Raw genomic sequence first — 13,992 nt, forward strand, 5'->3', positions numbered from 1 at the left:
TTTAGCCAGCCCTGCGACATTTCAATCTGGCCTCGACAAACACTAGCAACAAGTTGAAAGCCGAGTAAAGGCTCAATACATATCCGGGCGCCGGTCCCGCAATACGTGATTGAACGCGTTCAATTGCCGGTGCCGGCGCGCGTCAGTCAGATTCACCGTCGCCAGCAGAATCTCTTCGTCGGTTGCACTGGCCGGACCGGCCACCGGCCATCCTTGCGAGTCGACAATCAGGCTGCGTCCAAGAAACGGCTGGTTGCGTTCGACGCCGACCCGGTCCGCCGCCGCCACGAACAGTCCGTTCGAATGCGCGCCGCCCATCGCCAGCAGATTCGCCATCGCGGGCAGTTCGGCCGGCTGCGCAGGCATAGGCACCCAGTTGGTCGGCACGCACAGGATGTCGGCACCCCGGGCAGCCGCCATCCGGAAAACTTCCGGAAACCAGATGTCGTAGCAGATCGCGCAAGCCACCCGGCCAAATGGCGTATGAAACACCGGCATGCCGACGTTGCCCGGTTCGAAAAAGAGCTGCTCGTCACCCCACAAATGCATCTTTCGATAACCGCCCAGCACACCTCCCGGACCGATCACGGCCGCCGAGTTGTAAAGCGCATCGCCGTTGCGTTCGGCGTACCCGACCACCAGCGTGACGCGCAGACGCGCTGCGAGCGCACTCCACTGCCCAATCGTCTCGCCATCCACCAAGGCTTCGGACAGCGCGAACGCTTCTTCACGCGACTCGAATACATAACCCGAATTGCATAACTCCGGCAGCACGATCAGATTCGCGCCGCGCGCATACGCCTGCTTGATCAGCTCGATCGAGTGCGCCACGTTGCGCGCCTTGGCGCCCACTTCCGGGCACATCTGCACGCACGCGACGGTCACCTTGCTCTCGTTGCCTGGCATCATGGCTGCACACTCCTCGCAATTGGCGAGCGCATCGCGTTCCAGTGGTACACGCTCTCATAGGACGCGGCTACGCGCAGAATCGTAGCTTCGTCGAACGGTTTGCCGGCGATCTGCAGACCGATTGGCAAGCCGCCCGAATCGAAGCCGCATGGCACGGACAGGGCCGGCAATCCAGTCAGGTTGAATGGGTAGGTGAGACGCCATGACGCCGCGAGCGGGCTCTCTTCCATGCCCCCAGTCACCACCGTTGCCTGTCCGCGCTGCCATGCGGTAACTGGGGACGCAGGCGTCACCACGACATCGACGCGCTCGAATACCGCGTTGAAATCAGCGATCAGACACGCGCGCAACTGCTCTGCCTTCAGGTAGTCCGACGCCGACACCATGCGGCCGATCTCGACGAGCGTGCGGACGTCGTCAGCCATCGCGGCGGTCGCACCGCGCTGCAGGCCGCGATCGTGATATGCGCTCGACGACGCGAGTTCGATTGCGAAGATCGCGCCCAGGCCGTATTTCAGGTTGGGTACTTCGAAGTCGATCACCTGCGCGCCGAGCGCGGCGAGCGTCGCAATGGCGCGCTCGACTTGCGCCTCGACTTGCGCCTCGTTGGCGCCAAAGAAGTGATTGCGGCACACGCCGATGCGCATGCCCGCGATGCCGCCGTCCAGCGACGCGATGTAATCCGGCACCGGTACGTCGGCGCTGCCGGGGTCCCGCGTATCGTGGCCGGCGAGCACGTTGAGCAGCAGCGCCGCGTCGCGCACCGACAGCGTCAACGGGCCCGCGTGATCGAGCGACCAGCTATGCGGCACGATCCCCGCCCGGCTGACGCGACCGAACGTCGGCTTCAAGCCCACTACGCCACACAGACTCGCCGGAATGCGAATCGAGCCGCCCGTGTCCGATCCGAGCGCGCCGTAGGCCATGCGCGCGGCCAGCGCCGCGCCCGAGCCGCCGCTCGATCCGCCGGGAATGCGCGAGAGATCCCAGGGATTGCGAGTGGGCGGCGTCTCCGTGCCCCAAGCAAACTCGTGCGTGCGGGTCTTGCCGATCACGATCGCGCCGGCCGCCCGCAGGCGCGCCACCGCAGCTGCGTCTTCGTTTGCGAACGTATAACCCGGCGCGCGGCTGCCTGCCGTGGTCGGCATACCGGCCGTCAGATAGTTGTCCTTGATCGCAATCGGCACGCCATGCAGCGGCCCGCGCCGCATGCCGCGCTTCAGTTCCTCCGTGCATTGCCCGGCTTCGGCGCGCGCGGCCGGATTAAGACATTCATACGCCAGCACTTGCGGGTCGAGCGCGGCGATGCGCGTGAGCAGCGCGTCCATGAGATCGGTGGGCGTTACCTCGCCCGATGCAATGTCCGCGGCGATGGCGGTGAGATCGTCGTTCATGCTCCACCCTTGGTGGAAGGTCCGGTATAAGCACGCGCCAGATCGAACACGACCACCGGGTGCACGTCTGACAGATCGAGTTCGCGTAACTTGCTGATCTCCGCGAGGATCGATACGTAGGCGGCCAGGTTGTGCGCCACGCGCTCGGCGTCGAACTCGACGCCGAGCCACCTGCCTAGCACCCGCATATCGGCGTTCAACGGGTCGGTTGCGCCCGGCCTCGATTGCGACGGCGTCAACAGCAACTCAGTCACGGCGGCCGGCGGCGCACGGCCGGGATAGCTGCGGGTGGGCATCCCTTCGACGAACGGGACGAACTGCCGCTGTGCCACTTCGAACACACGCCGCAATTCGGCAACCGGTTCATGGTGTTCGTCGACCCGCAAATCGAGGTGGGCATATGCCTCGTTGCGCACCACCTTCAGCGCCGCCGATTGGCGGCCGCGCTTGTCGCCGCCGGCGGCTTGTCCCGCTTCGAGCGCGCGCATCAGGCGCTCCTCCAGCGCGAGTTCAGCGCTCGCCTCATACGCGGCGAGCATCGCATCGAGCGTCCCGGCGCCGGTCAGCATGTTGCCCTGAATCGTGCAGGACGTGCCGCAGCGCTGCCCCGCCCAACCCGTACATTGCGGGCCGGTCCAGCACGCGCTTTGACCGTTGCGATCGACAATGCCGAGCTGCCGCAGATCCGCGGCGGCATCGTCATGCAGTACCCTCGCGAGCGCCTGTTCGGCGCTCAGGCCCTGATCGAGCAGGTCGAGCGCATCGAGCGCGAGATACGGATTGACCCACGATTGCGTCGACACCGCCCCCACGCCGGTGCGCAGATACACGCACATCGCGCCGACGGCCGGCACCGCCGTGCTGACCGCCACGCCCAACGCACCGGTCCGTGCACAGCGCGCGACGATGGAAAACGTCATGGCAAACTTTCTCCCTAGCGTTACAGCGACAGGAAACGCGAAACCGTAGCTTGCGCCGACGTATCCGCCGTATCACCGGCCGCCGGAATTTCACCGAGTTCGAGCACCGCGTAGCGATTCGCGACAGCAAAAGCGAACTGCACGTGCTGCTCGACCAGCAGCATCGTCGTGCCGGCACTGTCACGCTCGCGGCTGAGAACGCCGACCAGCCGTTCGATCACCGACGGCTGCATGCCCTCGGTGATTTCGTCGACGAGGATCAGCTTTGGCTGGCGAATCAACGCCCGCGCGACCAACAGCATCTTCTGCTCGCCGCCGGACAGCGTACCGGCTTTCTGTCTGAGGCGGTCCTTGAGAAACGGGAAAAGGTCCTCGATACGCTCGAAAAGCGGTTTGAAATCGCGATCGCGCATGAGGGCGAGCTTCAGGTTCTCTTCGACGGACAGGTCCTGAAACAAGGCCTTTTCCTGTGGGATGTAAGCGACGTCGCGTCGCGCGATGCGGTTCGGCGGCACGCCCGTGGTCCGTGCGCCGAACAGCGCGATGTCGCCGCTCTTCGGGCGGATGAAACCCATCAGCGTTTTCAGCAAGGTCGACTTACCCATGCCGTTCTTGCCGAGAATCGCCACCACTTCACCGCGCGCGAGCGTGAGGTTCAGGCCCTTGAGCACCATCGCCTCGCCGTAGCCGCTATGCAGTGCGTCGACCTGAACAATCGATGTTGCATTCATGCGTCCGCCTCCGGCTGGCTGGCGGCTGGATGCGCACCGCCCGCATATACCGCGGCCACGATTTCCGAGTGCACGACTTCTTCTACACCGCCGTCCATCGCAATGCGCCCCTGGTGCAGAACGACGATGCGTGAGCTGATCTGCTGCACGAAATCGAGGTCATGCTCGACCAGCAGCAGACACATCCGATAGCGCGAGGACAGTTCGACGAAAATCTCGCCGATCTGCGTACGCTCCTGTTTCGTCAGGCCCGCCGTGGGTTCGTCCAGCAGCACCGTGCGCGGTTCGAGCGCAAGCACCATCGCCAGTTCAAGTGCCTGCTTCTGGCCGTGCGAAAGAAAGCGGCACTCGCGATCGAGAATCCGGTCGAGTCCTGTGAGCCGCAGCACGTCGAGGGTCGGCTGCGGCAGCGTGAGAACCGGGTCGCGCTGCCATTTCGACGGCGGCGCCACCCGATAGCGCGCAACGCGCAACGCCTCGCCGACGCTGAGCGATTCGAATACCGTCGCGGTCTGGAATTTCCGGCCGACGCCAAGCGCCACGCAGTCGTATGGCGCAAGCGAGCGGATGTCCGCGCCGCCGATCTCGACTGTGCCGCCCGAGCGTTCCGCGCCGTCCGCAATGCAGCGCATCAGCGTGCTCTTGCCCGCGCCGTTCGGGCCGATCAGACTGAGCAGTTCTCCGGCGTGCGCGTCGAAGCTGATGTCGTCGAGCACCTTGAGGCTGCCGAAATGCTTTCGCACGTGCTTGATCGAAAGCGCCGCTCGCGCGTCGTCCACCATGTCGCCGCCGCGCGGTGGCACGGCGACGAGCGTCACCGGCGCGGGTGCCGCACGGCGGCGGCGCGGCAATGCCTGGCGCGCCGCGCCGGACACGAGCGGTGCAAGCCCGCGCGGCATCGCCACAATTACGACGACGAACGCCACGCCCACCAGCAGCGTCCAGACATAAGGCAGATTGCCGCTGAGATAGGCGCTGCCGACGTCGATCAGCATCGCGCCGACAATGGGCCCGATAAGCGATCCCCGGCCGCCGAGCGCGACCCAAATGACCAGTTCGGTGCCGAACACAAAACCGGCGTATTCCGGCGCCACCACCATCTGCACGCAGGCAAACAGAAAACCAGCGAACGCGGCGATGACCGCGCATACGTCCATCAGCCGCGACTTGTAGCGCGACACGTCGATGCCGAGATACTCGCAACGTGCCTCGTTTTCACGGATGGCCACCAGCAGTTGGCCCGCGTCGCTGCGCACGAACATCCACGCCACCACGGCCAGGACAATCAGCAATGCGCCCGCGATGACGAACCAGGCTTCGAGTGGAATATCGAAACTGTCGAAGCCGGACAGACCGCTGCTCGATCCGGTGAACTCACCGCCCGAATAGATGCACTGAACCAGCACGATCGGCAAGACAAGGGTGACGACCGAAGCGTAAAGCGGTGATGCCCCGTGATAAAACGCCAGCCAGCCAATCGCGCGCGACACGATCCAGGCGGCGGCGATGCCGGCAGCGAGCGCTGCCGCGGCAAGCGGGACCGAAAAACCGGCATGGGTAAAAACCAGACCAGCCGCGTAAGCGCCGATGCCAAAAAATGCCGACTGTCCGAATGTGAGGATGCCGGTATAGCCCCACAGCAGATCGACGGTCAACGCGACCGCCGCATACAGGAAAGCGCGAATCAGGTTGTTGACGAGGAAGGTCGGCAGCGTGACGCTGCACACGGCGAGAACGACGAGCGCAGCAACACCGATCGCGGCCGGTCTCTTCCACGGCGAAGCGATCGCGGTGCGAAACGACAAGGTGGAAGCGGGATCAGCCACGTGCGAAGCCCTCCGGTCGAACGCGCAGTAACAAGGCCGCCAGTACCGCGATTGTCAGACCGCCGAGCACGGGATTGACGAAGGTGCTAACCAGCACCTGCGCGCCGCCGAGCACCACGCTGGCCACCGCAAGACTGACCAGCGACGAACCGGACACCAGCACCAGCATGAACGCGCCGACGATCCAGGGAACGCCCATGTTCGGATCGACGCTCGCAAGCGGCGTAATCAGACAGCCCGCAGCCGACGCGAGCGCCGCGCCGGTGCAGAAGGTCATGAAACGCACTCGCGAACTGCTGATGCCGAGCCCGCGTGCGAGCGCTTCGTTCATTATCACCGCCCGCGTCTGCAAGCCGAGCCGCGTGCCGTTGAGCAGCCAGCCGAGCGCGAGCGCAACCAGCATGGCCACCCCGACCAGAATCAGCCGGTAGGCCGAGTACTGAATACCGGCGAACGAGATCGCACCGTTCACCGGACTGGCGACCATCTGCACGCCGCGGCCGAACGCCAGCGTGATCAGTTGCCCGACGATGATGCCCAGACCCCAGGTCGCCAGAATCGCGTCGAGCGGGCGCGCGTACAAGGGACGAACGATGAACCGCTCGACCGCCATCCCCGCCACGAAGCCGACCGCGAGCGCGCACGGCACACTCCACCACCAGTTCAGACCGGCGTGCCCGACGAGCACGCTCGCATAGCCGCCCGCCGTCAGAAACGCTCCATGCGAGAAGTTGATGATCTTCATCACACCGAAGACCATCAGCAACCCCGCCGAAACGATGAACAGGATGGCCGCCGTAGTGACGACATCAAGCCCGAGGTTCAGCATGACCAGCACTCCATAGTGCGTTTTACTTCAAGGCAGGACACTGCGCGCCCGGATCGACGTTGCGGAACGATTCGATCACCTTCACCGAGCCGTCCGCCTGCACCTGGCCCAGATACATCGTGAGCGGCGTATGACGTTGTTTGTCCATCTGGATATGGCCACGCGGGCCGTCGAACGAAACCTGAGCGAGCGCCGGAATCACCTTCGCCGTGTCGACCGAACCGGCTTTCTCCACGGCGGCCTTGTACAGGTAGATCGCCTCGTACTCCGGCACCGATAGATCGTTCGGCGTCTTCAGATCCGCACCGAAGCGTTTTTGCATCGCGGCGAGAAACGCGTGGTTCGCCGGGGTATCGATGTTGGTCACATACGAACCGGAGATGTAGATGCCCTGTGCATCCGCGCCCATGCTCTTAGCGGTGCCCTCGTCGACGGCGAGGTTGCCGTAGGGAACCCTCACGCCCGCCGCGCGCAGTTGCTTGGTCAGAGTGACGTTCGGCGCGCCGCCGGCTGTCGACGTGATGATCGCGTCAGGCTTGGCCGCCTGCAGCTTGCTGATGATGGAAGTCCAGTCAGAACCGTCCATCGGCAGATACTCATTGCCGACCACCTTGCCGCCGTGCTTCTCGATGTAGGTCTTCGTGAAGTCGAGCATGCCGCGGCCGAACGCGTAGTCGCTGCCAATCAGGAAGAACGTTTTCGCCTTTTGCTGCTTCATGAAGTAATCGACGATCGGCGCAACCTGCTGGTCAGGCACCCACGCATCGACGTACATATAACGGTTGCAGGAGCGCCCTTCATAAAACGACGTGTAAATGAACGGGACTTTGCCGCGCGTGACGATCGGCAAGCCTGCGTTGCGCGCGGCACTCGTTTCCATCGAGATGAGCGCGTTGACCTTCTTTTCGAAGATCAGCGAATCGAACGCCTTTTGCGCACCCGCTGCGCCGCTACCGTCATCGGCCACTTCGAGGGCGACCTGACGCCCCAGAATGCCGCCTTTCGCATTGATCTCGTCAACAGCCAGTTGCGCCGCCTGAACCACCGACGGGGCAACCACGCTATTCGCGCCGCTCAGACCCACGGGCACGCCGATCCTGATCGGATCGGCAGCGATGGCGGCATGGCTTGCCATCGCGAGAGAAACCAGCAGAACGGATGCCAGGCAGCGTGAGCGGCCGGCAGTCAGAAGGGAAGAGATTCTTTTCATTATCGGCAAGGCTCCTTGGTGTTTTATCGAATCGACTTACGTGACGCAGCGTCTCGGCAGTTAGAGCTGCACCCCGCGCGTGAGCGCGCCATCCACTACGAGATTCGCCCCGCTCACGAAGCTCGCTGCGGGACTCGCGACGAACGCGACCGCATTCGCGATCTCCTGTGGGCGGGCCATGCGTCCGCTCGGATTCAACGCGAGTGCTTCCGCGAACAGCTTCGGATCGTTGTGTTCGATGTGATCCCACACACCGCCTTCGAAATAGACGTTGCCAGGCGACACGGCGTTTGCCCGGATGCCCTTCGGCGCGAGCTGGTAAGCGAGGCCCTGCATGTAGTGGATCAGCGCCGCCTTGAAGGTCCCGTAAGGGCCGGCGGCAAAGTCGATCTCACGACCGGACACGCTCGATATCGCGATGATCGAGGCGGACTTGCTGGTTTCGAGAAACGGCAGCGCGGCGTCGACCAGGTTGACCGTACCCATCAAGTCGGTTTCGAACTCCTTGCGCCACGATTCACGATCGTTGCCGATCGACAGCGCGCTCACATTGGCGACCACGATGTCGATGCCGCCCAGTTGCGCGGCGGCGTCGCGTGTCCAGGCTTGTAACGCTGGACCATTCGAAACGTCGACGGGCGCGCCCCATACCTTGACCGCGCCACCCGTGGCCTGCACGATGTCGGCCACCGTTTGCTCGACGGTGACACGATCACGCGCGCACAGTGCGACGTCCGCGCCTTCGGCTGCCAGCGTGTGCGCGATGGCGCGGCCGATACCCTTGGTGCCGCCGGTTACAAGTGCCTTCAAACCCTTGAGTTTCAAATCCATGATGGCGTCTCCTCAGGCAGCCGGTGCGAGATATTTCTTGCTGATCGCCGCGCCGACCGAATACTTGGGATCGACGAAATTGCCGAGCCGCACCTTGCCGCACTGGCTGAGCATCATGTAGGCATCCCAGCGGTCGAAGCCGTATTCTTTTTCCATCCACAGCACCAGTTCGTGGTATGCGATACGCGTTGCGTCCTCAAGCGGGCGCGCACTGCCGATCGCCATCAGCAGCTCATCGGTTTCGAGGCGCGGCCATTCGATATGCCAGCCCTTGATCAGATCGACGTGAATCGTGGTCGTGCTGGAGAATTCGACGGCGGTGCCGCACACTTCGCCGTCGCCCTGGCAGGCGTGCGCGTCGCCGATAAAGAGCCGCGCACCGGTGGAGCGCACCGGCAGATAGGTGATGCTGCCCGGCCCCATGTCGGGCACGTCCATATTGCCGCCGTGGTTGTCCGGCGTGAGCGAATTGATCGAGTCGATTTCTGGCGACAGGCTCAGCGTGCCAATATGCGGCTTGTACGGCAGCGTAACGCGCTTGCTCCAGTAGACGCCTTCTTCGTCCACATCGATCTTGCGGGTAATCTCGGGCAGCGGCTCATTAAGCGTTGCGGTGTATTCCGTACCGGTCAGCGCGCCGAAGCGCGGAATCAGGCAGCAGGTGCCGCGGGGATTGTCGCCGCGCGGCAGCATCGACTCGATATACACCGCAACCACGTCGCCCTTCTCCGCGCCTTCGATCATGATCGGGCCGCTTTGCGGATTCAGGAATGGCACCCGCAGCTTCTGGCTGGGCAGATCCTGTTCCGTGAGGATCTTGCCGTCAAAGGCATCGCGCGTCTGAACCACCACCCGGTCGCCCGGCGCAATGCTCATCACTGGCGCAGAGTACGGTCCGATGGTGTAGTGAAATGTGCCTTGACGGGATTCACTGAGTTCGTGCGTTTCGCGAACCTGGCCGCGTGCGACGCCGCGCGTATGCATGATCGATTGTTCTAGCCATTTCATCATGGGGTTCCTGCTCAAATGTGGGTTGTCGACGTGAACCGGCGCCTGACTGGGCGCCGCATCACACTGAAACTAGCGCTCTGACGTTATTGGCTTCCATCTGGTCTCCAGGCCCTGCCGACACGACCTGGCCTCGCACCAGCACGACATAGTCGTCGGCTACCGCCTGCGCGAAATCGAAAAATTGCTCTACCAGCAGGATCGACAGCGATCCTTTCAGCGAACGGATCACCGCCTCGATCTCCATCACGATCGACGGCTGGATGCCCTCGGTCGGCTCGTCGAGAATCAGCAGCTTCGGATTCGTCAGAAGCGCCCGGCCAATCGCAAGCTGTTGCTGCTGTCCGCCGGACAGATTTCCTGCGATGCGCCGGCGCATCGTCCTCAGCACAGGAAAGGTGTGAAAGACATCGTCGAAAGAAAATTGCTTGCCCTTGGCGGTCTGATTGCGTTCGCCCGCGTAGGCACCGATACGCAGGTTTTCTTCGACGCTGAGCTGCGGAAAAATCTCGCGTCCTTGCGGTACGTAGCCGAGACCCGCCAGCGCGCGCCGGTGCGACGGCGTGCGCGCGAGCGGCTGACCCGCCAGTTCGATTTCGCCGCCTTTGACCGGCAGCAACCCGACGAGACACTTCAGCAGGGTCGTCTTGCCCACGCCATTCCGGCCGAGTACGACGGTGCAGGCACCGTCGGCCACATTCAGCGACACATCGCGCAACGTGTGGCTGCTGCCGTAAAACTGGTTGAGTGCGGAAATCTTGAGCATGTCTACCGTCCCAGATAAACCTGAATCACGCGTGGATCATTGCGCACGCTCTCCATCGATCCCTCGCCCAGCAGCTTTCCTTCATGCAACACGCTGACGAGGTCCGCGATCTCGCCGACAAAATCCATGTCGTGTTCGATCACCACCACCGCCCGATCGGGCGACCTGAGCCGCGCGATCAGTTCGGCGGTGCGTGCGGTTTCGTGGTCGGTCATGCCGGCAACCGGTTCGTCGAGCAGGATCACCTGCGGATCGGCGACAAGCAGCATGCCGATTTCGAGCCACTGCTTCTGGCCGTGCGACAGCGTGCCGGCCAACCGGGGCCCTTCATGCTCGAGACCGATCGTCTCGAGCACTTCGTCGATGCGCCGGTTCTGCTGGGCGCCGAGGCGCGAGCGAACCATCGCCGCATAGCCGCGACCGTTGCGAATCGCCAGTTCGAGGTTTTCGCGAACCCGCAGCGCTTCAAACACGCTTGGCTTCTGGAACTTGCGGCCAATGCCCAGGCGCGCGATGGACGCTTCGTCGAGCGTCGCGAGATTCGTGACCTTGTTGAGAAAAACTTCACCGGATGCCGGCCGGGTCTTTCCCGTGATGACGTCCATCAAGGTCGTCTTGCCCGCACCGTTCGGGCCGATGATGGCACGAATCTCGCCGTATCGAAATTCCATCGACAGATTCGTGATGGCCGCGAATCCGGAGAACGTGACAGACAGGCCGCTGATGTAGACGGCGGTGGCCCGTTGTGGCAGGTTCATTGCCGGCCCCCCTTACTTTCGGGGCCGGCAGCCTTCAGCGCCCCCCACAGACCATTGCTGAGGTACACGACAATCACCAGCGTCACGCCGGCAAGAATGAACGGCCACAGCGCCGGCAGTTGCGCCGTCAGCCAGAACTTGAGTCCGTTGACCACGATAGCGCCGACGATCGCGCCGATCAGCGTGCCGCGCCCACCGATGGCCACCCACACGGCGATCTCGACGGACAGTTGCGGCGACACGATAGTCGGGTTGACGATGCCGACCTGCGGCACATACAGCATCCCGGCAAACGCCGCGAGCACCGCCGAGAGACACCACGCGAAGAGCTTCAGCGTATGCGTGCGGTAACCGAGAAAGCGCATCCTCGCTTCGTCGTCGCGCACCGCGATTAGCGCCCTGCCGAAACTGGAGCGGGCGAGAAAGCGCACGCCGACATAGGCCGCCACCAGCAGCAGGCATGAACACACAGCGAGGCCGATCTGCGTGGAGGTATCGGCAAGCTTATGGCCCGCGAGGCTCGTGAAACCGGTCATGCCGTTGTTACCGCCGAGGCCCACGTCGTTGATGAACAACAGCAGCATCAGCGCATAAGTGAGCGCCTGAGTGATGATCGACAAATACACGCCATTGATGCGCGAGCGAAACGTGACGAAGCCGAACGCGCCCCCGACCAGCACGGTGACGATGATCGTGACGATGATCGTCACATCGAGCCGCGAGAGGATCTTCCATACCGGAGGAAAGTCGCTCGCCCCCATGTATTGCAGGAAGTCCGGCAATACGTTCGTATCGGCATAGGCGCCGTTCAGCAGATAGATGGACATCATATAGCCGCCTATTCCGAAGAAGATGCCGTGCCCGAGGCTCAGGATGCCCGCATAACCCCATACCAGATCGAGCGCCAGCGCGAGCAGCGCGAAGCACATGACCTGTCCGATCAGGTTGATGCCGAACAGCGACAGATGCAGCGCGTTTGACTCCGGAATCACAAAATAGGCAAAGGGCAGATAGAGCGCCAGCAGGACCAGCACCGGCACGATGCCGACCTCCACTGACTGGCCCATCCATTTCGTTGCGAACGCCGACAAGGTCAATCTCCTGCTGGTACGCGGATCGGAAAACGTATTCATACGCGGGTCTTCAATGCAAAGAGTCCTTGCGGGCGCTTCTGGATAATCAGCACGATGAGCAGAAGCACGGCCACCTTGGCGGCAACCGCTCCGTAAAATGGTTCGATGAACTGGTTAATTTCGCCGAGCGCGAGCGACGACACGACTGTCCCCGCGAGACTGCCCGCGCCGCCGAGCACCACCACCATGAACGAGTCGACGACGAAACCCGTACCCATTGACGGATTGACGCTCGCAATCTGCGTCAACACCACTCCGGCCAGCCCCGCGAGACCGGCGCCCAGCCCGAACGCAATACGGTCGACGCGCTCGGCGGGCACGCCCAGGCAGCGCGCCATGTCCCGCAGCTGCGTAGTGGCGCGCATCAGCAAACCAAGTTTCGTGAAGCGAACCACGGCGAAGGTCGCGCCGAAGATCAACACGGCGAGCACGATGGCAAACACGCGGTTGTAGGTCACGAAAAAGCCCGGCGCAACCTGCATGCCGCCGTTGAGAAAGCCGGGTGTGATGAACTCGACGTTCTGCGAGCCGAACAGCACCTGAATCAGCTTGATCAACGCGATACTGACCGCCCAGGTAGCGAGCAGCGTCTCGAGCGGCCGGCGATACAGAAAGCGGATGACGAAGAATTCGAGCAACATGCCGCACGCGGCGCAGATCACGAATGCCGCGGGAATCGCAATGAAGATGTACGCATCGAACCAGCCGGGCAGATGCGCCTGCATGAAACGCTCGACCAGATACGTTGCGTAAGCGCCGATCATGATGAATTCACCATGCGCGAGATTGATCACGCCCATCAGGCCGAACACGATCGACAGGCCGAGCGCCGTCAGCAACAACACGCCGGCATAGCTCAAGCCGCTAAACAGAATCGACAAGCCCTTGCCGAGCGACAGCCACGTGTCCATGTGGCGAATCGCGCCCTCCACCGCGGCAAGCACGTCCGGATCCGAGCGCACGGAATCCTCCGCTGCGAAGTTCGCCAGCGCGGTCCGCGCGGTTTCGCTCGGCACCTCGGCCACAGCCTTGATCGCCGCCAGGCGGTCGGCCTTCACATTGCTGTTCAGACCGCGTTTAGCCAACGCCAGCGTGAGAGTGGCCGCGATATCCGGATCATGCTGCGCCTTGACCGCGCGGGCAACGACAGCGGGATCGAGCAAGGCAAAGAACTTGTCGACTTGCCGCGCAGCCGTCGCGCGGGTGTCCTGCTGCGACGAGAACAGGTCCATTTCCGCCGATGCCACCGCGAGCTTGCGCATCATCACGATGCTCGGCACATAGGGCGAATCCGCTGACGCGTTAGCGCGCGGCTGGAGGGTCGCGGCGTCGAGTAAAGGGTGTCCCTGCAGCGTCACCTGACCGTCTGCACCGCACACCAGCGCACCGTTACGAATCGCATCAACGATCTGACGTGCCCACGCACGCTCGTGCGTATCATCCGACACGCCGGTCCCGACAAGTTGCTCCAGTGCAGCGGCCTTATCGCCGTTCGTCGCGCAGAACGACGCGAGCATCGCCGCGCGGCCCGGCGCGGCGCTCGCGGTAGCGGTCCAAACAAGCGCCAGACAAGCGATCGCGTAAAAGATCTGCCTGAAATTGATCATGGGTGTTTCCATTCGATCCTGCTAGGAGGACCGGCATGCTTGCGTATGCCGATCCCGCAACTGCCAAACT

Annotated in this window: 13 protein-coding genes; all 13 read right to left on the bottom strand. The window is 63.2% G+C overall.

Going from position 1 to position 13,992, the window contains the following annotated elements:
• Positions 1-72 precede the first annotated feature (72 nt).
• On the bottom strand, positions 73-909 hold the full coding sequence (locus OKW44_RS28120; RefSeq protein ID WP_018418399.1) for a nitrilase family protein: 837 nt from the start codon (positions 907-909) through the stop codon (positions 73-75).
• The gene (locus OKW44_RS28125) at positions 906-2,303 is read right to left on the bottom strand and encodes an amidase (protein ID WP_018418400.1); all 1,398 of its coding nucleotides are present in this window, start codon (positions 2,301-2,303) and stop codon (positions 906-908) included. Before OKW44_RS28125 ends, OKW44_RS28120 begins: the two co-directional genes overlap by 4 nt.
• Positions 2,300-3,223: a DUF1028 domain-containing protein gene (locus OKW44_RS28130; RefSeq protein WP_018418401.1), complete on the bottom strand. Its 924-nt coding sequence runs from the start codon at positions 3,221-3,223 to the stop codon at positions 2,300-2,302. The genes OKW44_RS28125 and OKW44_RS28130 overlap by 4 nt, the downstream gene beginning before the upstream one ends.
• A gap of 20 nt (positions 3,224-3,243) precedes the next feature.
• A complete protein-coding gene (locus OKW44_RS28135; RefSeq protein WP_018418402.1) occupies positions 3,244-3,954 on the bottom strand; it encodes an ABC transporter ATP-binding protein in 711 nt (236 codons plus the stop codon).
• Positions 3,951-5,780 carry a branched-chain amino acid ABC transporter ATP-binding protein/permease gene (locus tag OKW44_RS28140; protein ID WP_239498995.1) on the bottom strand — a complete coding sequence of 610 codons (1,830 nt, stop codon included), beginning with the start codon at positions 5,778-5,780 and terminating at the stop codon, positions 3,951-3,953. The genes OKW44_RS28135 and OKW44_RS28140 overlap by 4 nt, the downstream gene beginning before the upstream one ends.
• A complete protein-coding gene (locus tag OKW44_RS28145) occupies positions 5,773-6,606 on the bottom strand; it encodes a branched-chain amino acid ABC transporter permease (protein ID WP_026225452.1) in 834 nt (277 codons plus the stop codon). Before OKW44_RS28145 ends, OKW44_RS28140 begins: the two co-directional genes overlap by 8 nt.
• A gap of 25 nt (positions 6,607-6,631) precedes the next feature.
• The gene (locus OKW44_RS28150) at positions 6,632-7,744 is read right to left on the bottom strand and encodes a substrate-binding protein (protein ID WP_018418405.1); all 1,113 of its coding nucleotides are present in this window, start codon (positions 7,742-7,744) and stop codon (positions 6,632-6,634) included.
• Between the two features lie 135 nt (positions 7,745-7,879).
• The gene (locus OKW44_RS28155; RefSeq protein WP_018418406.1) at positions 7,880-8,650 is read right to left on the bottom strand and encodes an SDR family NAD(P)-dependent oxidoreductase; all 771 of its coding nucleotides are present in this window, start codon (positions 8,648-8,650) and stop codon (positions 7,880-7,882) included.
• A 12-nt stretch (positions 8,651-8,662) separates the two neighbouring features.
• On the bottom strand, positions 8,663-9,658 hold the full coding sequence (locus OKW44_RS28160) for an acetamidase/formamidase family protein (RefSeq protein WP_018418407.1): 996 nt from the start codon (positions 9,656-9,658) through the stop codon (positions 8,663-8,665).
• A 61-nt stretch (positions 9,659-9,719) separates the two neighbouring features.
• Positions 9,720-10,424 (bottom strand): urea ABC transporter ATP-binding subunit UrtE, encoded by a 705-nt coding sequence (gene urtE / locus OKW44_RS28165; protein ID WP_018418408.1) that lies wholly within the window; start codon positions 10,422-10,424, stop codon positions 9,720-9,722.
• 2 nt (positions 10,425-10,426) lie between these two features.
• Positions 10,427-11,182, bottom strand: coding sequence for an urea ABC transporter ATP-binding protein UrtD (gene urtD, locus OKW44_RS28170; protein ID WP_018418409.1), 756 nt, complete (start codon positions 11,180-11,182; stop codon positions 10,427-10,429).
• Positions 11,179-12,315 (bottom strand): urea ABC transporter permease subunit UrtC, encoded by a 1,137-nt coding sequence (gene urtC / locus OKW44_RS28175; RefSeq protein ID WP_026225454.1) that lies wholly within the window; start codon positions 12,313-12,315, stop codon positions 11,179-11,181. The genes urtD and urtC overlap by 4 nt, the downstream gene beginning before the upstream one ends.
• Positions 12,312-13,922, bottom strand: coding sequence for an urea ABC transporter permease subunit UrtB (urtB, locus tag OKW44_RS28180; protein ID WP_018418411.1), 1,611 nt, complete (start codon positions 13,920-13,922; stop codon positions 12,312-12,314). The genes urtC and urtB overlap by 4 nt, the downstream gene beginning before the upstream one ends.
• Positions 13,923-13,992 lie beyond the last annotated feature (70 nt).

This window comes from Paraburkholderia lebeckiae, from assembly GCF_050436325.1.
GTDB classification, from domain to species: Bacteria; Pseudomonadota; Gammaproteobacteria; order Burkholderiales; family Burkholderiaceae; genus Paraburkholderia; species Paraburkholderia tuberum.

Coding starts and splice junctions, on each gene's coding strand:
- OKW44_RS28120 (WP_018418399.1), bottom strand. CDS start 909: ATGATGCCAGGCAACGAGAGCAAGGTGACCGTCGCGTGCGTGCAGATG.
- OKW44_RS28130 (WP_018418401.1), bottom strand. CDS start 3,223: ATGACGTTTTCCATCGTCGCGCGCTGTGCACGGACCGGTGCGTTGGGC.
- urtE (WP_018418408.1), bottom strand. CDS start 10,424: ATGCTCAAGATTTCCGCACTCAACCAGTTTTACGGCAGCAGCCACACG.
- urtB (WP_018418411.1), bottom strand. CDS start 13,922: ATGATCAATTTCAGGCAGATCTTTTACGCGATCGCTTGTCTGGCGCTT.
- OKW44_RS28135 (WP_018418402.1), bottom strand. CDS start 3,954: ATGAATGCAACATCGATTGTTCAGGTCGACGCACTGCATAGCGGCTAC.
- OKW44_RS28150 (WP_018418405.1), bottom strand. CDS start 7,744: ATGGCAAGCCATGCCGCCATCGCTGCCGATCCGATCAGGATCGGCGTG.
- OKW44_RS28160 (WP_018418407.1), bottom strand. CDS start 9,658: ATGAAATGGCTAGAACAATCGATCATGCATACGCGCGGCGTCGCACGC.
- urtC (WP_026225454.1), bottom strand. CDS start 12,315: ATGAATACGTTTTCCGATCCGCGTACCAGCAGGAGATTGACCTTGTCG.
- OKW44_RS28125 (WP_018418400.1), bottom strand. CDS start 2,303: ATGAACGACGATCTCACCGCCATCGCCGCGGACATTGCATCGGGCGAG.
- OKW44_RS28155 (WP_018418406.1), bottom strand. CDS start 8,650: ATGGATTTGAAACTCAAGGGTTTGAAGGCACTTGTAACCGGCGGCACC.
- urtD (WP_018418409.1), bottom strand. CDS start 11,182: ATGAACCTGCCACAACGGGCCACCGCCGTCTACATCAGCGGCCTGTCT.